Source organism: Rhodoplanes sp. P11 (genome assembly GCF_964266735.1).
Lineage (GTDB): Bacteria > Pseudomonadota > Alphaproteobacteria > Rhizobiales > Xanthobacteraceae > Rhodoplanes > Rhodoplanes serenus.
Genome location: NZ_CAXWGY010000001.1, coordinates 1566281 through 1587351, shown reverse-complemented (window position 1 = coordinate 1587351; position 21071 = coordinate 1566281). Strand labels below are relative to the sequence as shown.

At 71.1% G+C, this 21071-nt stretch carries 18 protein-coding genes; 10 read left to right on the top strand and 8 right to left on the bottom strand.

Translation table 11 applies throughout. The features are described from left to right. Positions 1-31 precede the first annotated feature (31 nt). The 3 genes from ACFQUV_RS07170 (at position 32) to pyrC (ending at position 3780) form a co-directional block, all read left to right on the top strand. Positions 32-358, top strand: a complete 327-nt coding sequence (locus ACFQUV_RS07170) for a hypothetical protein (RefSeq protein ID WP_378394460.1) — start codon at positions 32-34, stop codon at positions 356-358. A gap of 329 nt (positions 359-687) precedes the next feature. Further along, positions 688-2643 (top strand): ATP-grasp fold amidoligase family protein, encoded by a 1956-nt coding sequence (locus tag ACFQUV_RS07165; protein ID WP_129608086.1) that lies wholly within the window; start codon positions 688-690, stop codon positions 2641-2643. Between the two features lie 87 nt (positions 2644-2730). Further along, positions 2731-3780 carry a dihydroorotase gene (gene pyrC / locus ACFQUV_RS07160; RefSeq protein WP_129608085.1) on the top strand — a complete coding sequence of 350 codons (1050 nt, stop codon included), beginning with the start codon at positions 2731-2733 and terminating at the stop codon, positions 3778-3780. Positions 3781-3784: 4 nt separating this feature from the next. Here pyrC and ACFQUV_RS07155 read toward each other — a convergent pair whose 3' ends face one another. The 3 genes from ACFQUV_RS07155 to ACFQUV_RS07145 form a co-directional block, all read right to left on the bottom strand. Continuing rightward, positions 3785-5362, bottom strand: a complete 1578-nt coding sequence (locus ACFQUV_RS07155; protein WP_129608084.1) for a hypothetical protein — start codon at positions 5360-5362, stop codon at positions 3785-3787. Positions 5363-5536: 174 nt separating this feature from the next. Continuing rightward, a complete protein-coding gene (locus ACFQUV_RS07150) occupies positions 5537-6031 on the bottom strand; it encodes a hypothetical protein (protein WP_129608083.1) in 495 nt (164 codons plus the stop codon). A gap of 117 nt (positions 6032-6148) precedes the next feature. Further along, positions 6149-7576, bottom strand: a complete 1428-nt coding sequence (locus ACFQUV_RS07145; protein WP_129608082.1) for a bifunctional enoyl-CoA hydratase/phosphate acetyltransferase — start codon at positions 7574-7576, stop codon at positions 6149-6151. A gap of 265 nt (positions 7577-7841) precedes the next feature. Between ACFQUV_RS07145 and ACFQUV_RS07140 the strand changes: the two genes are divergently transcribed. The 3 genes from ACFQUV_RS07140 to ACFQUV_RS07130 all read left to right on the top strand — a co-directional run bounded on the left by ACFQUV_RS07140 (position 7842) and on the right by ACFQUV_RS07130 (position 12010). Further along, positions 7842-8873 carry a CBS domain-containing protein gene (locus ACFQUV_RS07140; protein WP_129608081.1) on the top strand — a complete coding sequence of 344 codons (1032 nt, stop codon included), beginning with the start codon at positions 7842-7844 and terminating at the stop codon, positions 8871-8873. Positions 8874-9095: 222 nt separating this feature from the next. Next, positions 9096-9980, top strand: a complete 885-nt coding sequence (locus ACFQUV_RS07135) for a hypothetical protein (protein WP_165363793.1) — start codon at positions 9096-9098, stop codon at positions 9978-9980. Continuing rightward, positions 9977-12010 carry a hypothetical protein gene (locus ACFQUV_RS07130; protein WP_129608079.1) on the top strand — a complete coding sequence of 678 codons (2034 nt, stop codon included), beginning with the start codon at positions 9977-9979 and terminating at the stop codon, positions 12008-12010. The genes ACFQUV_RS07135 and ACFQUV_RS07130 overlap by 4 nt, the downstream gene beginning before the upstream one ends. Before the next feature lie 96 nt (positions 12011-12106). On the opposite strand, the gene ACFQUV_RS07125 is transcribed toward ACFQUV_RS07130, so the two are convergent. Continuing rightward, complete coding sequence (locus ACFQUV_RS07125) at positions 12107-14137, bottom strand: methyl-accepting chemotaxis protein (protein ID WP_129608078.1); 2031 nt, start codon at positions 14135-14137, stop codon at positions 12107-12109. A gap of 625 nt (positions 14138-14762) precedes the next feature. On the opposite strand from ACFQUV_RS07125, the gene phbB reads away from it, so the two are divergent. Further along, a complete protein-coding gene (gene phbB / locus ACFQUV_RS07120) occupies positions 14763-15497 on the top strand; it encodes an acetoacetyl-CoA reductase (protein ID WP_111387689.1) in 735 nt (244 codons plus the stop codon). Positions 15498-15927: 430 nt separating this feature from the next. Here phbB and ACFQUV_RS07115 read toward each other — a convergent pair whose 3' ends face one another. Beyond that, positions 15928-16509, bottom strand: a complete 582-nt coding sequence (locus ACFQUV_RS07115) for a TetR/AcrR family transcriptional regulator (RefSeq protein WP_129608077.1) — start codon at positions 16507-16509, stop codon at positions 15928-15930. A gap of 309 nt (positions 16510-16818) precedes the next feature. On the opposite strand from ACFQUV_RS07115, the gene ACFQUV_RS07110 reads away from it, so the two are divergent. Beyond that, entirely contained in the window at positions 16819-17229 is a 411-nt protein-coding gene (locus ACFQUV_RS07110) for a hypothetical protein (RefSeq protein ID WP_378394454.1), read from the top strand. 31 nt (positions 17230-17260) lie between these two features. Here ACFQUV_RS07110 and nusB read toward each other — a convergent pair whose 3' ends face one another. Genes nusB through ACFQUV_RS07095 form a run of 3 tightly spaced genes read right to left on the bottom strand, consistent with a single transcriptional unit; the run spans position 17261 to position 18954 of the window. Then, entirely contained in the window at positions 17261-17764 is a 504-nt protein-coding gene (gene nusB / locus ACFQUV_RS07105; RefSeq protein WP_111388174.1) for a transcription antitermination factor NusB, read from the bottom strand. Continuing rightward, positions 17764-18270 (bottom strand): 6,7-dimethyl-8-ribityllumazine synthase, encoded by a 507-nt coding sequence (gene ribH, locus ACFQUV_RS07100; RefSeq protein ID WP_111388175.1) that lies wholly within the window; start codon positions 18268-18270, stop codon positions 17764-17766. Before ribH ends, nusB begins: the two co-directional genes overlap by 1 nt. A gap of 60 nt (positions 18271-18330) precedes the next feature. After that, positions 18331-18954, bottom strand: a complete 624-nt coding sequence (locus ACFQUV_RS07095; RefSeq protein WP_111388176.1) for a riboflavin synthase — start codon at positions 18952-18954, stop codon at positions 18331-18333. Between the two features lie 272 nt (positions 18955-19226). Here ACFQUV_RS07095 and ACFQUV_RS07090 point away from each other — a divergent pair, with 272 nt between their 5' ends. Both ACFQUV_RS07090 and ACFQUV_RS07085 read left to right on the top strand, forming a co-directional pair. Then, the gene (locus ACFQUV_RS07090; RefSeq protein ID WP_129608075.1) at positions 19227-20246 is read left to right on the top strand and encodes an ABC transporter substrate-binding protein; all 1020 of its coding nucleotides are present in this window, start codon (positions 19227-19229) and stop codon (positions 20244-20246) included. Beyond that, on the top strand, positions 20243-21067 hold the full coding sequence (locus tag ACFQUV_RS07085; RefSeq protein ID WP_129608074.1) for an ABC transporter permease: 825 nt from the start codon (positions 20243-20245) through the stop codon (positions 21065-21067). The genes ACFQUV_RS07090 and ACFQUV_RS07085 overlap by 4 nt, the downstream gene beginning before the upstream one ends. The last annotated feature ends 4 nt before the right edge of the window (positions 21068-21071 follow it).

Genomic DNA, 21071 nt, shown 5'->3' with positions numbered 1-21071 from the left:
CAGACGCCGCTCTGCCCCCGGAGCCCCCGCCATGCTGATCGACTTTCCCGCCCGCCCCTCCAGTCGAACCAATCGTGCCTCGCGCACTGCGGCGGAAGCCGCCGGACCGCCCTGCCCGCACCAGCGCTCCGCCGCGGTGGCGCAGAGCGGCCGCCCCTACAGCCTCGCGGCGCTGGCGAATCCGGCCCGCCTCGCGGCAGAGTGCCGCTGCACGGCGGTCCCCAATTGCGCGGCCGCCGATTTCTGCCCCGCCACGCCCGCGATGCGCCGCGCCTGCGAGCAAGCGTTCGGTACGTGGGTGCGGCGCGGCGTAGCGGTGGCCCCGCCGCATGCCCGCTGGTTCGACGACCGTTCCTGACCTGTTCGGGCTAGGCCACTCCGACGTCGAACGTAATGACGCGAGACGTCTGGGGAAGTCCGCCTTCCCTCCAGTCAGACCGACATGGATGCGTCCAGACAGCGTGACGCAGGATCGATGATCCGTGTCGCGCGACGCGGCGTCTTTTCACCTGCCTAGCCAGACGGTAAGACTAGCCTTGTCGGCGCAACCTGTGCGACATGGCGTGCTCCTTCCCCGAATCCGATCGGCTCACCGGAGCCGATCGCACGGCAGCCTCTCTCGCCAGACCCCGACCTTAGATCGTTCATGACCCCTGAGCAGCGCCGCTGCATCGACCGAGTGAACCAATGGCCGACCGGCTGTTCGACGTCGTCAATGTTCTCGTATTCAATCGGCCGGACTACACGCGCCGCACTCTCGCCTCCCTCGCGGTTCAGAGCGACGCCTTCGCGGGCGCCGAGATCCATGTCTGGGCCGATGGCTACACGGGCTCGCAGGACCAGGAGATCGGCCGCCCCGACCTGACCGGCGAGGTGCTGGCCGCGGTGCGCGAGCTGCTGCCGGGAGCCACGGTCCACACCCACGCCACCAATCAGGGCATCGCGTTGATCTACGACGCTGCGGAGCGCCTCGCGCTCGCACGATCCGCAGCTCCCTATGTGCTGTTCTTCGAGGACGATCTCGTGCTCGGGCCGGACTACATGGAGGCGATGAGCCAGCTCATGACATGGGGCCTCGCCCACGACGAGGTTGCGATCGTCACGGCGCACGGGCACGTCAACGAGTACCTGACGGGTCAGACTCCGGTTCCGCCCGTCGACGACGGCCCCCGCTTCGTCCACAGCCTGTGGGGCTATGCGGTCAAGACCGCGCATCTGAGGCGGACCGCGCCTTTCGCGGCCGAGTATCTGCGCATCATTCGGCGCTTCCGTTATCACGAGCGGCACGACCACGATATCCGCTTCCTGTTCGCACGCCACGGCGTCACCGTCGTTCACGGCACCAGCCAGGACTACGCCAAGCACGTCGCGCTGCTGTCGACCGGCCGCTTCGCCGTCACCCTGCCGGTGCGGCTCGCCACCTATGTGGGGCAGGTCGGGCAGCACACCACGGTCGGGGCCTTCGCAGCGCTGGGCTACGCCGACGCACCGGCTCATCCATTCGACCCCGATGATTATCGGGCGCGGCTCGCCCGTCCGGTCGACTGGCGGCATCTTCTGACGGTGCGGCTGCTCGAGTTGCAAACGATCCGGGCGCGCTTCTTTGTCGAAGAGATCGGCAAGCAGACGGAGACGATCGAGCAACTGTCGCGGCGGACGCTGTCGTTCCATCTCCAGCGTCTCGCGATGCGGACGCCGCTGCTTCAAACCCGGCTGATCGCCGAGCGCATGGTCCGCAAGTACCGGGCCATGCTCCGCCGGGCACCCGGCGACCTCACCCGGCCGACGGGCTTCAACGAGCGCCTGCTGCACCGGATCATCCACGACCGCGACCGTCGCCTGAAGATTCTGTGCGACAAGGTCGCCGCCAAGGCGTTCGCGGCCGAGCGCGTCGGCCGCGACGCGATCGTTCCGACGCTGGGCGTCTGGCGGCGGGCCGACGCGATCGACTGGGCGGCCCTGCCCGAGCGCTTCGTGCTGAAGCCGACCCATTCGTCGGGATTCGTGGCACTCGTCCGCTCCGCCGCAGACCGCGATACCGAACGCCTGACCCGCCAGGCCGCCCGCTGGCTGCGCCACGACTATTTCAACCTGTCGTTCGAGTGGGGCTATCGCGGCATCCCGCGTCGCCTGATCGCCGAGCCGCTGCTGATCGGCCCCGACGGCGGGACGCCCATGGAGGTCCTCGCCTTCGTGTTCGGCGGCCGGCTCAAGCTGATGCGCATCCTGCACGGCCAGCGGGCGACTCCGGCGGAGTGCTGTGACTGGATCGACCCGAGCGGCCGGCCGCTCGCGATCGGATCGCGGGTGCCGACCGTCGCGTTGCCGCTCGCGCCCGCGCATCGCGCCGAGATCATCCGCCTCGCCGAGGCGATCGCGGCGGGCTTCACCATGCTGCGGGTCGACTTCTACATCACCGACGCGGGCATCCGGGTCGGCGAGCTGACGCCCTACAGCAATTCCGGCTGTCTCCTGTGGGACCCGCCCGAACTCAACACGGTGCTCGGGCGGCTGTGGGAGCCCGATTTCGATCCCGCCCTGCTGCCGGGCCGCGAGCCGCCGGCCGGGACGGCGCCCGCGCTGCTCCAGCAGGCCGCAGACCGGGCGAACCCCGACCCTGCGCTCGCCTCACCCGTGCATTGATCGGCGCCCGGCCCGGACGTAGGGTCGGACAGGCGCGTCGTCCGACGGCGCCACCACAGCCCTCGAGACCCGTCACACGAGAGACCCATGGCGTCGATCACCATCCGGCGTCCGGACGACTGGCACGTCCATTTCCGCGACGGCGCCGTGCTCCGCACCGTCGTTCCCTTCACGGCCCGCCGCTTCGGCCGCGCCATCGTGATGCCGAACCTCACGCCGCCCGTCACCACGGCCGCGATGGCGGCCGCCTACCGCGAACGCGTGCTCGCGGCGGTGCCGGCCGATGCGCGCTTCACGCCGCTGATGACCTGCTATCTCACCGACGCGACCGACCCGGCCGACCTCGTCGCCGGCCACCGCGACGGCATCTTCACGGCCGCCAAGCTGTACCCGGCGCACGCCACCACCAACTCGAGCCACGGTGTCACCGATGTGGCCCGCATCGCGCCGGTCCTGGCCGCGATGGAGAAGGCCGGCATGCCGCTCCTGGTGCACGGCGAGGTGAACGACCAGACGGTCGACATCTTCGACCGCGAGGCGGTGTTCATCGAGCGCGTGCTCGATCCGACCCGGCGCCGCTTCCCCGGCCTCAAGGTCGTGATGGAGCACGTCACCACCAAGGAGGCGGTCGACTACGTGCGCGCCGGCGGCCCGCTGATCGGTGCCACGGTGACACCGCAGCACCTGATGATCAACCGCAACGCGATCTTCCGCGGTGGCCTCCGGCCGCACTACTACTGCCTGCCCGTGGCCAAGCGCGAGGTCCACCGCCTGGCGGTGCGCGCCGCCGCGACGAGCGGCGATCCGTCGTTCTTCCTCGGCACCGACACGGCGCCGCATCTGCGCCATCTCAAGGAGGCGGAGTGCGGCTGCGCCGGGCTGTTCAACGCCCCGGCGGCGCTCGAATGCTACGCCACCGTGTTCGCCGAGGAGAATGCGCTCGATCGGCTCGAAGCGTTCGCGTCGCTCAACGGCCCCGCCTTCTACGGCCTGCCGCCCAACGAGGAGCGGGTGACGCTGGTCGACACGCCGCCGGCCCCGCTCGCCGAGGTGCCGGTGCCCGGCGAAGGCAGCCTGCGTGCCTTCGGCTCCGACGAGGGCCTGCGCTGGAGCGTCGCGGAGAGCGCCGGCACCTGACCAGTCAGCGCGACCGGCGGCTCGCCGCCGGCTGCTGGACCGGCGACGAGGGCCTCGCGTCGTCGCCGACCACCTCCCAGGTGCCGACGCCGACCCGGTTGCTGACCTCGACGACGCCGTTCTCACGCACGCAGCGATAGCTGGCCGAGAAGCTCAGGCGGCCGTCCGGCGCGAAGGTGCGAACGTCGGTCGCGATGCAGTTGCGGCCCGGGATCGACCCTTCGGTCTGCACCACATTGCCGCGCCGAACCCCGGTGGCGCGGCCCTGATCGATATCGATGCGCACCTCCTCCTTGTCGAAGCGCCAGATGCTGGTGAACTTGGTGCGCGGGTCGTCGGAGAACCAGGCCGTCACCTTGAGGGTGCCGACCGAGGGGGGGACTGCGGCGGCCCACTGGGAGTCGAGGGTCAGGCCGAAACGGTCGAGGAGGTCGTCGAGCCTGCGCAGGTCGGCGGCAGCCGGCCCGGCCTGCTCGACCAGACCCTGCCGGACCCCGTCGACGGTGCGCAGCATCGCCGCGCGGAAGGCGGCGTCATAGACGTAACGAGCCGACAGGCGCCAGCGCTCGGCCAACGCCGCACGCAGCGCCTCGCCGTCAGGCGAGCGGGCGAGCGCGAGCCTCACGGGCGACTCCGGCGCGGCACCGTCCAGGACATCGGCGATCGCCTCGATGGTGCCGCGGCGGATGCTGATCTGACCGTAGGTGCCGGCGAGGTACTTGAGCTGGCCCGGCGTCGGTCGCTTGCCGGTGGCGATGAACACATCGCGGAAGATGTCCTCCACCGGCACGTCGGCTGCAATGCGGTGCCACTCGTTGTCGTGGTCATCCCACAGCAAGGCCACGTCGAACACCTTCTCGGGCGGCGGCACCCGGGGCCGGAACAGCTCCGGCGGCGACGAGGGGATGTAGATCGACACGTCGGCCAGCGTCTCCCCGAACTGGGCGACAAGCTGCCGGAAGCGGCGGTCGTCCTTGCCGCCGTGGTCGGGGCCGCCGATCCGGTCGTGGTCGCGTTGCATCGCCATGCGCGCAGCGAGCGGTGCCGCCGCCGCGACCAGCGCCTGAACCGCCCGCCGGTAGTCTTCCAGTGCCGTGACCGCCGGATCGCGGTCGGGGTCCGCCACGCCGATGCTGCCGATCAGCATCGCGCGGGCGGCGTCGACATCGTCCAGCCCGAGGGCCGGCACCAGGCGCTCGGTCAGCTCGTGGCCGGCATCCTCCCAGGCGGGCGACAACGCCACGAAGGCGACGAACCGCGCCAGCGCATCGGCGTGCGAGCGCAGCACCGCATGAACCCGGCGGGAGATGGCCGGCGCGCTGTCGGGCGCGTGGGCCGCATGGCCGGCGAGAGCGAGGTCGAGATGCTGAAGCGCGCGGTGGCCGAACGCCGCCGCCGATGTGGTGGCCGCGAACTCCGCGGCGATCCCGGCCTGCGGCGGCACCGTCAGAGCCTCGGTCCGGGTGCCGCCCGGCGGCAGGTCGAGGCCGGTGCCGCCGGCGGCGCCGACCGGCCCCGCGAGCCCCGCCACAGCCACCGCGACCGCGGCGGCTACCAGTGCCGCCCGCCCGCGACCTTTCACCCCGGCCCCTCGATGCCCCATGCAACCCGCCACGGCTTCGGTTCCGCCGCATAGGTGGCGCCGCACCCACGCGCGCGCCAAGCTAGTGCTTTTACCTGCAGAGGGGAACCGCATAACGAGCATCGAAACACCATCGTGGGCTGCACCACAACAGCCCGCGATCGGCGACCTCGCTCAGCGGCGGCGCGGACCGCGGCCGGCGGCATCCTCGGTGCAGCCTGAGATGACCGTCAGCGACTGGCCGACCACCGCGGCCCACAGCTCGAGCAGATCCTGCTGAAAGTCGATGGTCTGGACCACCAGCTCGGTCCACGCCCGCTCGGCGAGCACGAAGGCATTGTCGGCGGCGGCCGGCTCGCCGCCGAGCACCGCGAGCACGCCGACCGGCGCGCCGGCCCGGTCGATCACCCCGACGGTGCGGCGGACCGCGTCGAGGGCGTATTCGTGAACCTCCATCGGCAGCGCGCCGGGGCCGAACGCATAGGCGCACACACGATCGCCGACCTGGCCCCAGCGGCGGAGCTGCCCTTCCAGCCGCATCCCATGCGCGGTGCCGAGGTGATCGGCCGCGATCGCGATGGTTTGCAGCGCCCGCTCGCCGCAGCGGGCGAGCACGCCGGCGTCCATCATGGGACGCGAGAACAGATGATCGGCATCGAGCGACGGCACCAACCCTCCGCCGTTCGCGCCGGCAAAGCCCGGGCGCGCCACGTCATGAACCTCCGGTTGTGTGGGTGCGCGTCCCGAAGGACGCGCGGATTCATCCGGCGACGGCGTTGCGACCGCTCACTCGGCCGCCCGCGACACGTCCGGCAGCGCGCAGGCGGAGCGGCCGGTACGGCTCCAATGGATGTAGAGCTGGGCGAGCGCACAGGACACGAGCCGGGCGCGGTCATTGTCGGCCCGGCTGGTGAGGATGATCGGCACCCGCGCTCCGACCACGAGGCCGGCCGATTCGGCCCGCGCCACGAAGGTCAGCTCCTTGGCCAGCATGTTGCCGGACTCGAGATTGGGCACGATCAGCACCTCGGCCCGGCCGGCCACCAGCGACGTGATGCCCTTGGTGCGCGCCGCGGTGACGTCCATGGCGTTGTCCATGGCGAGCGGCCCGTCGACGATGCCGCCCTTGATCTGGCCGCGCTCGGCCATCTTGGACAGCGCCGCCGCGTCCAGCGTCGACGGGATGTTGGGATTGACGGTCTCCACCGCCGACAGCACCCCCACCCGCGGCGTCTCGATGCCGCAGGCGCGGGCGAGATCGATGCCGTTCTGCACGATGTCGACCTTGGTCGAGAGATCGGGCGCGATGTTGATGGCGCAGTCGGTGATGAACAGGAGCTGCTCCAGTGTCGGCACGTCGAGCACGAAGGCGTGGCTGAGCTTGCGCCCGGTGCGCAGCCCGCCGTCGCGCTTCATCACCGCGGCGAGCATCGGGCCGGCCCCGACATTGCCCTTCATGATGGCGGCGGCCCGCCCGGTGTTGACGAGATCGACGGCGCGCTTCGACGCCTCGCGGTCGTCGCCGACGTCGATCATCTCGAAGCGGCCGATGTCGACGCCGAGGTCCTTGGCGGCGGCGCGGATGCGGCCGCCGTCGCCGATCAGGATCGGCACGATCAGCCCCTCCTCGGCCGACAGCACGGTGCCGCCGAGCGCGTGGCGATCATCCGGGCCGAGCACCGCGGTCGGCAGCGGCGGCAGCCGCTTGGCGGCGGCGATCAGCGGCGCGAAATGCTCGTGATCGTCGAGAATGATGGTCGGCAGATTGTGGGCCTCGGTGACGATAGTGGTCAGCGGCGCGTCGACCTCGGCGATGCCCTGCACCACCAGATGACCATCCGCCTCGCGCACCGTCGTCTCGAACAGGGCGAGCGGCTTCTCCCGCTTCTCGATGCACTTCACCTCGATGCGCAGGCGCGATCCGACGCGCACCCGCTCGACGAAGTTGAAGCTCTGGGCCCGGTAGACGCTGCCGGGCCCCGGCAGCAGATTGCCGAGAACCGCCGACACCAGCGAGCCGACCCACAGCGAGGGCGCCACCGGCTCCCCCTTTGCGCCAGGATCGTCGCCACTCGGCAGCGTGATCGGGTTGAGATTTCCAGAGACGTGCGCGAACAGATACATGTCCTGCGCCGTGCAGGTCCGTTCCAGGAAGGCGGACGCGCCCACCTCCAGCTCGTCCCACGTCGTATTGCGCACGCTGCTTCCTTTCATCACCGCTGTCTCTCCCTAGAATGGTGGCCGGGCGGTCTTGGAGCCGTTGTCGACCCGCGTCTGTGCGCGGATGCTCGCCGCCTGCGGTTATCGTACCGGGTGGCCCTACAAAAATCTTGCTCTAGGTCAAAGTCATCCGGCCGACCGAGATGTCCCATGGCGGTTGCGGCCGTGATGCCGCACCCGCGGCCGCGGTCCCGCCCGTCCCGGAGGGCGGCGGCCGCGAGACGGCCCGAGCCCGCCGGCGAACACAGGACGAGCATCCGTGAAAGCAGCCGACATCATGACCCGAACCGTGATCACCGTGACACCGGACACGCCGGTGCGGGCGATCGCCAAGCTCCTTCACCAGAAGGGCATCAGTGCCGTGCCGGTGGTCGATGCAGCGGGCGCCCTGGTCGGCATGGTCAGCGAGGGCGACCTCATTCCCCGCGACGAGAGCGATCGGCAGGCGCGCCGCGACTGGTGGCTGCGCATGCTGGCCGAGGGCGAGGAGCTGAGCGCCGCGTTCGTCGCCGATCTGGAGAAGGATCTACGCACCGCCGGCGACGTGATGCATCAGCCGGTCACGACTGTGCCTGACGATGCCGACATCGTCGCCGTCGCCGGCGTGCTGGCCGAGAACCACATCAAGCGGGCGCCGGTGGTTCGCGAGGGCCGCATGGTCGGCATCGTCAGCCGCGCCGATCTGGTCCGGGCGATCGCCGGCAATGGCCAGGCGGCCGAGCCGCCGCCGGCCGAGCGCCAGCCCGATCCGATCCAGGCGGCCGCGGAGCATCTGAGCGCCCTCCAGGCCCGCCTGAAGGACAAGCCGCCCACCCCGATGGCGGCGGACGCAGCGCCGGCCGCCTCCGGCTCACCGGCAGCGCCTGCGCTGTCGGCCGCCGGCTTCCGCGGGCTGGTCGAGCGCCACGAGAAGGACGAATCGGCACTGCGCTCCGACGTCCATCGCCACGCGGAGGAGAAGCGGCACCACGAGGTGTCCGAGATGCTGGCGGCCGCGCTGACCGACGCGGCCTGGAACCGGATGATGCACGAGGCCCAGATCGCCGCCGGCAAGGGCGAGACCGAGCACCTGCTGCTGCGCTTCCCGTGCGAGCTGTGCAGCGATCATGGCCGCGCCGTGAACGTGCCGGACCCCGAATGGCCGGCGACGCTGCGTGGCCTGCCGGCCCGGGTGTTCCTGCGCTGGAAGGACGAGCTGCGCCCGCAGGGCTTCGGCCTGACGGCCCGCATCGTCGACTTCCCGGGCGGCTTGCCGGGCGATGTCGGCCTGTTCCTGACCTGGGGAAAGTGACCGCACAAGCGGCGTTCATAGCCGGCCCGGCTCGCCGCCCTCGCTTGCGGGCGGGCCGGCATCGTTCTACCGTCGCGTGCATGGTATCGTGAAACCGAGAGCCGCTCGGCGAGATCGACGGCGATGGGGCGGCGCCGCCGGGGAGATGCGGCCGCGAACGCCACGGGGGGTCCATTGGAGTTGACGAAGCCACAGTTCCGGGCGGCGCTCGCCCGGTGGCGTATGTCGGATGTCCTCCGGGACTTGGCGATCGCCGACAACTTCGACATGGAGGAGAACGTCGGCGATGTACGGCGCGACCACTTCGAGGGCTGGTCGGCCGCGACCGAGCTGAGCGAGGCGACGACCGACTACTTCCGGGATTCCGTGCAGGGCACCCTGCGCGGCCATCTGCCCTCGACCTTCGACCCCGACCTCAACGCCGCCGCCCTGCTGCCGGCGACCGTCGAGCGGAACCGGAAGATGATCCGGCTGGAGCGCATCGATACCCTCATCGCCCCGCGTGCCAGCCTGGACCCCCGCCTGAGCTTCGAGCGTCTGGAGACGGCGCTTCGTGACAAGGACGAGGAGACGCTGACGGCGTTCACCGAGCTGTTCGCCGAATATCGGGGCGAGCGCCCGGCCTTCGCGGCGCCCAAGATCGAGGTCGAGGACGATCTCGCCGAACCCGACTGGCTGCACCGGCTCGCCCTGCGGCTGGGCCTCTATCACTTCTTCCCGGTGAAGGCGGGCGAGACCTTCCACTTCGCCCTGATGGAGTACACCGGCTTCGATGTCTTCGCGCAGGCGGAGCCGCGCCGCATCGACCGTCCCTTCGCGCTCGCCACCGTGCTGGAATGCCAGAACAATCCGGCCTTCTTCCCGGTCCCGTCGGGGACCCCGCACGGCTTCACGGTCGATCTCGGCCCGCCCGGCGGGCCGACCGTGCGGGAGGTTCTCCATGTGCGTTTGGATTACGAACACCATCATGTGGTACGGTTTGGCACGCTGACCGGACCGCTTCCGGCTCCCGACCTCGTCGGCGCGCGGGAACGTCATCGCGCCACCCTTCGTTCAACCACCGGCCGCCCGGACTTCGGCGCGAGCCGGATGGCGGATGCCTCATGACCGCGACCGTCGATGCGCCGGAGGCCGAGTGGCTGCTCGATCTGCGTGCCGATCCCGGCGAGGCGGTGCGACGACTGGTGGCCGGCAGCGCGCGATTCGGACGGCTGGCCGCCGCCGAGCCCGAGGACGCCGCGGCGACGCTGCTGCACGACGCCGAGCCCGATATCCGGGAGGCGTTCGGGCGCGGGTGCCTGGCGCTTCTGAAGAGCTTCCGCGGCACCATGCTGTCGCTCGACCGTGCGGCCTTCACGACGGCGCTCGGCCGCCTCGCCGTGCTGGTGGCGGTGGTGCGGCGCACCACGCCGCGCGACACGGTCGTCGACCTGCATCGCAACTACATCGCCTGGAACGCCTTCTTCGAGACCTTCGTGGTCGACCGCGGGCTCGACCTGCGGCGCGAGTACTGGCGCATCCTGGCGCTGACCCAGCAGGAGGCGGAGGACGCCGGCCTCGCCCATCGCCGGCTGATGCCGCTGTGGCTCGCGGTCTGCGGCGAGAGCGGCGGGTCGGGGCAGTACGACGAGAGCTATCTGCGGGTCGCGCTGCTCGGCCTGCGGCGGCTGCCGCTCGGCGCCGCGCTGAGCTCCAACGAGGACTTCGTCCTGCACGGGCTCGCCCGCTGGGCGGCCTGGCGCAATCCGCAGAAGCGCGACTTCCTCCGCCAGTGGCATGTGCTCAAGGGCGACTATCCGCACGGGGCCGACTTCTGGCCGGCGCGGGTCGAGGCGACCATCGCGGCGACCGAGCGGGAGCTGTCCGAGCGGACCAAGGAGACCGCCGCCGCGCAGGAGACGTTCCCGGCCGCCGCCTGGTGGCGCGAGGATGTCGGCGCCCCGGCGCGACCGATAACGATGAAGCGTCGACCGTCCCGCGCGGCCGAGCCGCCGGCCCGCGAGCGCCGGGAGGAGATCCTGCGCCGTGTCGATCAGCCCTTGGACGGCTTCCGGACCACCCTCGACCGGCTCGTCGCCGACCATCGCGCCTACGCCGACGCCACCGGCGACGTCTTCTATCTGGTGCGCACCGCCTGCAACATCGGAATGCGGCTGATCGAGCGCGGCCCGCCGGAGGAGCGGACGGCACGAGGCGAGACCGCGGTGCGGCTCGCGGCGCTGTCATTCGAGTACAGCCCGATCGACCCCTTCCCCTGGGGCCTGCTGCTGCGCGGCCTTCAAACGGCGGACCGGGCCGGCGACGCCGAGCTGGTCGGCTGGGAGTCGATCCGGCGCTTCCCCGAAGACCCGCACCGGCGCACCCAGCTCGCCACCGTGCTGGCCGAGCCGCTCGACCGTCCTTGGGACGCCGTGCCGCTGCTGCGCGACGCGATCCGGCTGTTCCCTGATAACGCGCAGGCGCCGACCCAGCTCGCCAAGCTCCTCGCCGATCGTCTCGGCCGTCGGGACGAGGCCCTGGAGGTGCTCCGGACGGCGCAGCACGCCGGTGCCGCGGACGACCTGACGACGTCCCTCCTCCATAGGCTCCAGCGGAGCAGGCCGCGGGGCGCCGCCCCGGCGCCGCCCCCGGCGGCTCGGCCGGCCGCCGCCTCCTCGACCCTCGATCTGCCGACCGCCGCCGCCCGCCGCGTGCTGTTCCGCTTCGAGCAGGGGCTGTCCCGCCTCGACGATGTGAAGGCCCTGCTCGACCACCATTCGCCGGATGCCTATCTGGCCTATGTGGGCGAGCGCACCATGGCGCGGCCGGCGCCGGTTGCCACCACCTTCGCGCTCGCCTTCGAGGCCGCGGCGCGGACCGGCTCGACCGAGGCGCTGCGCGCCCTCATCCGCCGGGCGCGATCGTTGGACGGCGTCCTGGCCGGCCAGGCGATCGCGGCGATGGAAGGTCGCGTCGAGCCGTTCCCGCTGGACCAGATCGGCACCGGCGGCGCGGCGCGACTGCGGCTCCTGGTGGATCACTTCGCCAACACCAATGCACCGGCGCCGCCCCAACGCTTGTTGCTGCTGCGCGACATGGCGGCCTCGTTCCTGTCGACCGATATGGCTTTCCCGGCGAGGCTTCTGCCCGCCGCTTGAGCCTGCCGTGCGTCGGCACGGACGCGCATCACCGCACGAAAAAGGGCGCCACCGGGCGCCCTTTCCGTCCGTTCCTCTCGATCGAGGTAGCGCCGCTCAGGCGGCCCGCACGGCGGCGAGGAAGCGGCCGACCTCGTCGCGCAACTGCTGGCCGTCCTTGGCCAGCGCCTGGGCCTCGGCCAGCACCCGGCCGGAGGCGACGCCGGTCTGTCCGGCGCCCTCGTTCACCTTGCTGATGTGGCGGGCGACCTCCCCGGTTCCCTGCGCGGCCTGCTGGACGTTGCGGGCGATCTCAGCGGTCGCGGCGCCCTGCTCCTCGATGGCGGCGGCGATCGAGGAGGCGATCTCGGCGATGTGGCCAATGGTGCCGCCGATCGCCTTGATGGCCTCGACGGAGTCGCGGGTGGCCTCCTGCATCCCGGCGATCTGGCCCGAGATCTCGCCGGTGGCCTTGCCGGTCTGGGCCGCCAGCGCCTTCACCTCCTGGGCCACCACGGCGAAGCCCTTGCCGGCCTCCCCGGCCCGCGCCGCCTCGATGGTCGCGTTGAGCGCCAACAGGTTGGTCTGCTCGGCGATGGCGGTGATCAGCTTCACCACGTCGCCGATGCGGCCGGCCGACTGCGACAGGACCGTCATCCGCTCGTCGGTGGAGCGCGCCTCGGCGACCGCCTGGCCGGCGATGCGCGTCGCCTCCTGCACCTGGCGGCCAATCTCGCCGACCGACGAGGTCATCTGGTTGGTGGCGGAGGCGACGCTCTGGACATTGGCGGACGCCTGCTCGGAGGCCGACGCGACGCTGCCGGCCAGCCCCTGCGTGGTCTCCGCCGTGCCCGCCATGGCGCCGGCGGCCGCTTCCAGATCACGGGCCGCCACCGAGACATGCTCGACGATCGGCCCGATCGCCGCCTCGAAGTCGCCGGCCAGCCGGGCCAGCGTGGCGTGGCGATCCTCCGCGGTGCGCTGCTCGTCGAGACGGCGCTGCGCCTCCAGCTCGTCGATCCGCACCAGGTTGTCCCGGAACGCGACCGCCGCGCGGGCCGCCTCGCCGATCTCGTCGAAGCGGGCCGTGTAGGGAATCTCGACCGCCCGGTCGCCCGTGGCGAGGTCATGCAGCACGGCACCGACGCGGCGAAGCGGACGGCCGATGTTCAGCGCACCGAACACCGCCGAGCCGATCATCACGGCGACGATCAGAAGGCCGAGCACGAGCGACAGCACCGACGTGCGATCGATGCCGGTGATGAGCAGACGGGCTTCCTCACGCACCACCTCGGAGGTGGATGCCGAGACGGCGCCGAGCAGCCCGTCGATCTCGGCCACCAGCGGCTGCATCCGGGTCTCGAACGCCCGGGTCTGCGCCGAGCGCGCCTCGACGGTGCGAGCGATCACCTCGGTGAAGCGGCCGAGCTCGGCCTCCAGCCCATCGAGGGCAGCCAGCAGCCCGTCGTCGGCGATCTGCTCGCGCCCGCGCCGCAGCATCTCCTGGGCCTTCTTCTGGAGCGGCGGGATGCGGGCCGCCTGATCGGCCGACTCGGTGGCGTCGTAGCGCCAGGACACGATGCGGGCCGTCTTGGAGATCGAGTCGGCTTCGCGCACCAGTGCCTCGACGCCCGCTGCGTTCGGCTGGGCTGCCAGCGCGGGCGAGCCGACAAACGCGGTGAACCGCTTGTTCCAGGCATCGAGCACCTGGTCCCGCGCCGCCCACAGCTCGAAGATCCGACGTTGCTGCGCCGCAATCTCGTCGACGGCATTGCGATAGGCCGGCAGCAGGCTGGTCGCCTTGTCGAGCCGGTCGCGGTTCTCTTGTCGGTTCACCACGGCGCGCATGTCGGCGAGATGGCCGGCCGCGTCCGCGGCATGCGTGCGGAAGGCGGCGACCGCCTGATCGACCTCATCCATGCCGCGTGCCGTCTTGATGGCCCGATAGGCCGCCCGCATGCGCTCGACATCGACATGGGCCTGACCGACATCTTGAGCGAGCTTTTGCCTCCGCAGGGCCGACTCGGTCGCCGCGGTGGTGCGGCGCGCGTCCAGCACGACGTTCACCACCATGGCCGACACCAGGACGATCGCCACGATGGCCGACAAGGCCAGCTTGGCGCCGACCCGCAGACGCAATCCTCGCATGTCCAGTTCTCCACTCCGGCGTTCCAGGCTTCTAGCCCTAGCCTTTTGGCTTAGTACGAAAGGAAGGCTTGAAGCCGGGTAAATGGCGTGTTGTCGACTGCGCATACGACGGTGGAGAAAAACGCGGATCGAACGCGGCGCGCGCACCCGGCCGAACAGCTCGCCCGGGGCTCGCCCAACCGCTGATACCGGACCACCATCGGGTGCTTTGCGTGTGATTGTTCCGTGGCGTGTCGGAGGCTCGTCCCACCGGCCACGCACGCCCGGGACGGCGGAGCGGACCTGGGCATCAGGTCGCAGGGGCGGCGCGCGAAACCGGCGCCGCGGCCCGGACCGGCACCTTGCGAGAGGCGCCGCAATCGCCCAAGATCGCGCCCGCGTCCGTCATAATCGCAATTGCATTGTCGGTGCGCGCCGGTCCGACCCCCGACGGCGCCACCCAACGTCCGAACGCCGGCACCGCAGACGCGGGCCGACGCGAGGATGAACGCCGACGACAAGCCGGGGCCCGTGCGAACGGCACCCGACAACGAAGGCACGATCATCCCGATCGCCGATCATCCCGATTGTCGAGCGGGGGCGGGACCGAGGTCACGCCGATTTCAAACCAGGAGGAATTCGGGCCATGCGTGTTGCTGTCATCACTGGCGGGATGGGGGGACTGGGAGAGTCGATCAGCGTGAAGATGCACGCTGCCGGGTACCGCGTCGCGGTCACCTGCTCGCCGGGGAACAAGATCGTCGACGAATGGCTGGAGAACCAGAAGAAGGAAGGCCGCGAGTTCAAGGCCTACCAGGTCGACGTCGCCGACTTCGACTCCTGCCAGGAGTGCATCGCCCGGGTCACCAAGGAGCTCGGTCCCGTCGACGTGCTGGTCAACAACGCCGGCATCACCCGCGACTCCATGTTCCGCAAGATGAGCAAGGAGAACTGGGACGCCGTGCTGCGCACCAACCTGTACTCGGTCTTCAACATGACCAAGCAGGTGATCGAGGGCATGCTGGAGCGCAACTGGGGCCGCATCATCAACGTGTCGTCGATGAACGGCGCCAAGGGCCAGTTCGGCCAATCCAACTATGCGGCCGCCAAGGCCGGCATGTACGGCTTCACCAAGTCGCTCGCCCTCGAGGTCGGCCGCAAGGGCGTCACCGTCAACACCGTGTCGCCCGGCTATCTCGGCACCAAGATGGTGCTGTCGGTGCCCAAGGAGGTGATGGACACCAAGATCCTGCCGCTGATCCCGGTCGGCCGGCTGGGCTCGCCCGAGGAGATCGCCGACATCATCGCGTTCCTCGCATCCGACAGCGCCGGCTACATCACCGGCGCCGACATCGCCGCCAACGGCGGCCAGTACATGTGATCTTGTCGTCGGGTGATCAGGGCGCCGTCATTCCGGGGCGCGGCAAAGCCGCGAACCCGGAATCCAGCGGCAAACCCGGAGCTCTCGGCTGGAGTCCGGACAGCCGCTTCGCGGCTTCCGGAATGGCCATCTAGAGCATTTTCCGGCGAAGTGGACTCCGGTTCACCGTCGAAAATGCGATTGACAAGGCCTTCGAGAGCGGAGCCCGATCCAGTTGAATCGGATTCCGCTCTCGTCGATCAGCCGGATCTCGTGTGAGACCGCCGCGCGGTCGAGCAACCTCTCGCCGTCCTCGCCCCGAGGGCCGCCAACGGCGGCGTCCTGAAGGCGAGGACGGTCGATCCCGCGGGCTCATGCTCGAGAGGCCGGCGGCGAGCCGGGTCCACCCCGCCGAACGATGGGCGCGGCCGAACGATGCACGCGACGCCGATTACAGGCCCCGCACCATCCCGGCCATCAGGTCGACGATGTCGTCGTTGGACAGCCCGTGGCGGCGCGAGGCCCGCCAGGCGAAGAAGTCCACGGCGTGCCGCAGCGCCGCATCGAGACGCTCACGCCGCACGCCCGATCCGTTGAACGGGACCGCCAGGGTCTCGCGCATGCGGTCCCAATCGGCCGCGTGCTCGGCCCAGATCCGCTGCAAGGACGGCGTGTCCTCGATATCGCGCAGGATGTTCCACAGCGCCGGGGCGAGCCGGTCGAAAAACTCGTAAATCTCGCTCAGCCCGCGCCGCAGCCGGGCTTCCGGATCGGCGATCTCGCTCCACAGGCCGGGATCGGGAAAAGGGTTGGCGGCTCGAAACCGCGCCGCACTCGCGTCGTGCAGCGCGTCCAGGGTCGGAAAATGCCGGTACACGGTCGGGCGCTCCACACCGGCGCGCTCGGCGATGGCCAGGATACTGGTCCGCATCGGTCCCACGCTGCAATGCAGATCAACCGCGGCCGATACGATTTTCTGGCGCGTCGCGTCCTGGCGAATAGCGCGACGCTTCAGCTCGTACTTGCGAGCCATTTTCGGATTCCGACAATAATCTACAGCCCGCCGTGCGGACCTATCCAGGTGTAGAATTGTGCGGCCACATTAGATCGTTTGCACGAAGAAGGAATATGAATTGTCACTTAACGCCTTTTTAACCCGAGGCACGTTGCCGCGCCCGGCGCAGGAATGAGGCTGCCGCAGCGGCGCCGGGAGCGATGCGCCGCCACCCGGCACGGGCGGCGTTATCTCGGCCTTCAGTCTTCGGTGGCAGAACGGCACGATCCCCCGCCCTGCCCCACCGCGGCGCGGGGACGACGATCCTCCGAGAGAAAGGACCGAGCGATGACACGGATGCGCAAGTCTCTCGCGGCCGGGCTCGCCGCCGCGGCGGTGGTGATGCTCGCCCCCGCCCTCGACACGCGGCCGGCCTGGGCGGGCGGCGCCACCGTTCACCGGGCCCACCGTCACGCCCCTCCCGGCCACGCTCACTATGGCTACGCCTGGCGGCCCGGTTACGGCTGGTACGTGGCCTACCGGCCGCGGCTGCCGGCGCGCGCCGGCTTCGTGCCGGTCGGCGGCCCGGTGCCCTATGGCGCCTATGGCCCGGTCGGCTGGGTGACGCCTTATCAGGATGGCACCATCTATGCCGACGACGCGCGCCGGGTCTATGCCTACCCGACCTACGTGTATCCGGCCGCCACCGCCGTGTGGGGCACCGCCTGCCTGGCCGGCCCCGGCTGCGTCTGGCGCTGACGGGGCCGTCACGTCGGCGCCGGGATCGCGGTCAGCCCGGCGCCCGATCGAACTCCTCGGCCCGCAACCGGCGGGCGATCTCGTCCAGCACGGCATTGATCATGCCGGTCTCGTCGCGGTCGACGAACGCATGGGCGACGTCGACATACTCGGAGACGACCACCCGGGCCGGGATGTCGCGGCGCTTGTCGAGCTCCCAGGCGCCCGCCCGCAGCACCGAGCGCAGGATCGCCTCGACCCGCTTCAGCGGCCAGCTCGCTTCCAGTGCCTGGTCGACCAGCGGATCGAGCTTGCGCTGCCCCTGGACGACGCCGTTGACGATGTCGCGGAAAAAGCCGGCCTCGGCCGGGAGATACTGGTCGCCCTCGACCTCGCGGCCGATCCAATGGCTTTCGAACTGGGCCAGGATCTCGTGCAGCGGCGTCGCGGCGATGTCCATCTGGTAGAGCGCCTGCACGGCGGCGAGCCGGGCGGCGCCGCGGCGGTTGGCCTTGCGCAGGGGTTTCGGGGTGGGCTTCGGCTCGGGCGCGCGCATCAGCGGTCGCTCCGCGGGCTCTGCAAGTGGCGCTTGACGCGGATCAGCGAGGTGACCGCGGCGGCCGCGACGCCCCCCTTGTCGCCCTGCTCGGGGTCGGCCCGGGTCATCGCCTGGAGGTGGGTGTCGGTGGTCACGATGCCGTTGCCGATCGGCACCCGGTGTCGCACCGCCAGGTCCATCAGCGCCCGGGCGGATTCGCCCGCCACGATGTCGTAGTGGCTGGTCTCGCCGCGGATGACGCAGCCGAGCGCCACGATGCCGTCGAACGGCAGCCGCCGGGTGTGCACCGGCGCCTCCAGCGCGATCGCCACCGCCTGCGGCACCTCCAGCGAACCCGGCACGCTGACGATGTCCCATTCGACGCGGGCGGCGTCGAGCACCCGGCGGGCGCCCTCCAGCAAGGCGTCGGCGATGTCGTGGTAGTAGCGCGCCTCGACGATGAGGATGCGCGCCCCCGGCAGGGGCTCTTCGGTGATGCGGGTGGTGGTGCTCGGTCCGGCCATGATGTCCTCGGTCGCGCCGTCGATAGCAAGCCGGCCCGACCGATCGCAACCCCGACGGCGTCAGACCGCCTCGGCGAGGCGGGCCGCGTAACGGGCCATCAGGTCCACCTCGAGGTTGACCGGGTCGCCGACCGCGAGATCGCCGAGGGTGGTCACCTGGAGCGTGTGGGGGATCAGCAGCACCGAGAAGGTGTCGCCCGCCACCTCGTTGACGGTCAGCGACACGCCGGCGAGCGTCACCGAGCCTTTGGTGGCAATGAAGCGGGCGAGCGCGGTCGGCGCCCGGAAGGTCATGCGCACCATCTCGCCGCTACCGCTGGCGGCGTGCAGATCGCGGCGGGCGATCAGCTCGGCGAGGCCGTCGACATGGCCGGTGACGAGATGGCCGCCGAGCTCGTCACCGATCTTCAGGGCGCGTTCGAGATTGACCCGGGTGCCCACCGTCCAGCGGCCCACCGTGGTCAACCGCAGGGTCTCGGCGGCCGCGTCCACCGAGAACCAGGTGCGGCCGTGCTCCACGCCCGCCGCCACCACGGTCAGGCAGGTGCCGCTGCATGCGATCGAGGCGCCGTCGGCGATGCCCGCGCGGTCGTAGCTGCACGAGAGGGTGAGGCGGCGCAGATCGGCGGCACGCGGCGCGATCGCGACGACGGTTCCGATGTCGGTGACGATGCCCGTGAACATGCTCCAGGCTTAGGCCGCCGCGGCCCGGTTCGCAAGCCGGACGGCGCGGTTCGGGCCGCCCCGGCGGCCGACGATCGACGTGGCCGGCGGCAGTGCCCGAGTGGCTCGGTGGTAAGGCGATTGGACTTCGCGCGGCAGACCGCCTATTCCACCTGCGCTCGCGAAGAACCAGAGCCCGGCCCGGTGTCGCGGATCGACCGCGGGCCGAGATCGCGACGCCCGCGCCCGCCCACCACGGCCGGCGTCGGCGCCACCAGAAGGGGGGATGCGGCATGCCTCGGCCGGATCGGCGCGACATCTTGGCCCTGCTGGCCGCCTGCGGGATCGGCACTCTCGGGGCTGCGGCGCTCGCGCCCCACCCGAGCCGGGCCGCACCGCCCCGCCTCGCCCAGCTCGTCGTCCACGGCATGCCGTCGACCCCGTCGATCGTCATCGAGCGCCTGATCGAGGCCGGCGCGTTGGCGCCGTTCACCGACCGGCCGCAACTCCGCATCTGGCGCAATGCCGACCAGATGCGCACCGGCGTCGTCTCCGGCGACATGCAGGTGTTCGGGACACCGACCTACACCTGCGCCAACCTGCTCAACCGCGGCGTTCCGGTGCGGCAGGTCAACGTTCTCACCTGGGGCCTTCTCTACCTGCTCAGCCGCGACCCGGCGATCGAGCGCATCGAGGACATCGCCGGCCAGGCCGTGCTGGTGGCGTATCGTCACGATGCGCCCGACCTGATCTTCCGGCTGGTGCTGCGTCGGCTCGGGCTCGATCCCGAACGCGACGTTCGCCTCCAGTATGTGGGATCGCCCAGCGAGGCGGCTCAGCTCCTGCTCGCCGGCCGCGCCGCGCTCGCGGTGCTGGCCGAGCCGGCCGCCACCGCGGCCGAGGTGCGGGCCGTTCAGGCCGGCGTCTCGCTGCGGCGCACCGTCGACCTCACCGAGGTGTATGGGCGGCTCGCCGGCCAGCCGGCGCGCATTCCCCAGGCCGGGCTCGCGGTCCGCGAGGAGTTTCTTCAGCAGTACCCCGACGTGGTCGAGGCGATCCACGAGGGCTGTGTGACGGCGGCGCGCTGGATGCTCGACCATCCCGACGCCGCCGGCCGCCTGGGCGCTCCGCTGCTCGATCTCGGCCCCGCCACCATCGCGCGCTCGATCCCGCATTTCCGCCTGGACGTGGTCTCGGCCGCCGACGCCCGCGGCGATCTCGAGCGCTATTTCTCCGAGCTCATCGCGATGTCGCCCGGCATCGTGGGCGGCCGCCTGCCGGACGACCGCTTCTACTGGGGCCGGACCGGATGACGGCACCGCGGAGCCGGACCGGCCTCGGCGCCATCGCGGCGAGCACCGCCGGCGTGCTGCTGCTCCTCGGCCTGTGGGAGGCCGGACACGCCGCCTGGGGCTCGCTGGTGCTGCCGTCGCCGCGCGAGACCGCCCTGGCGCTGTGGCGGATGACGGTGGACGGCAGCCTGTGGCCCGCCGTGGCCGGAACCGGGCGCCGGGCGCTGGCGGGCTTTTCGGCCGGCGTGCTGCTCGGCACCGGGCTCGGTGCGGTGGCGGGCCTCTCCGACACGACCGGGCGGCTGCTCCAGCCGTTCGCGACTCTCGCCCTCGGGGTGCCGGCGATCGCCTGGGTGGTGCTGGCGCTGCTGTGGTTCGGTGGTGGCGGCGGCGCCGTGGTGTTCACCGTGCTGATCACCGTGGCGCCGATCGTCTATGCGGGCGCCGCCGAGGGCGTGCGCAGCCTGGACGGCGACCTGCGGCGGATGGCGAGGGCGTTCCGGGTGCCGCGCCGCGTGCTCGTGTGGGACGTCTACCTGCCCCACATGCTGTCGCATCTCTTCCCGGCGGTCGCCACCGCGCTGGCACTGTCCTGGAAGGTCGCGGTGATGACCGAGCTGCTCGGCGGCGTCGGCGGCATCGGCGACCGGCTCGCCGCCGCCCGCGCCCAGGTCGACACCGTCGCCGCGATGGCCTGGATCGCCACCGTGGTGGCGCTGCTGCTCGCCCTGGAGATGCTGCTGCTCGATCCGCTGCGGCGCCGGCTGCTCGGCTGGCGGCAGGCGCTGCCCGGCGCCGCGCGGCACGGCACTGCGCGGCGCGACGCCGCCCCCGATCTCTGAGTTC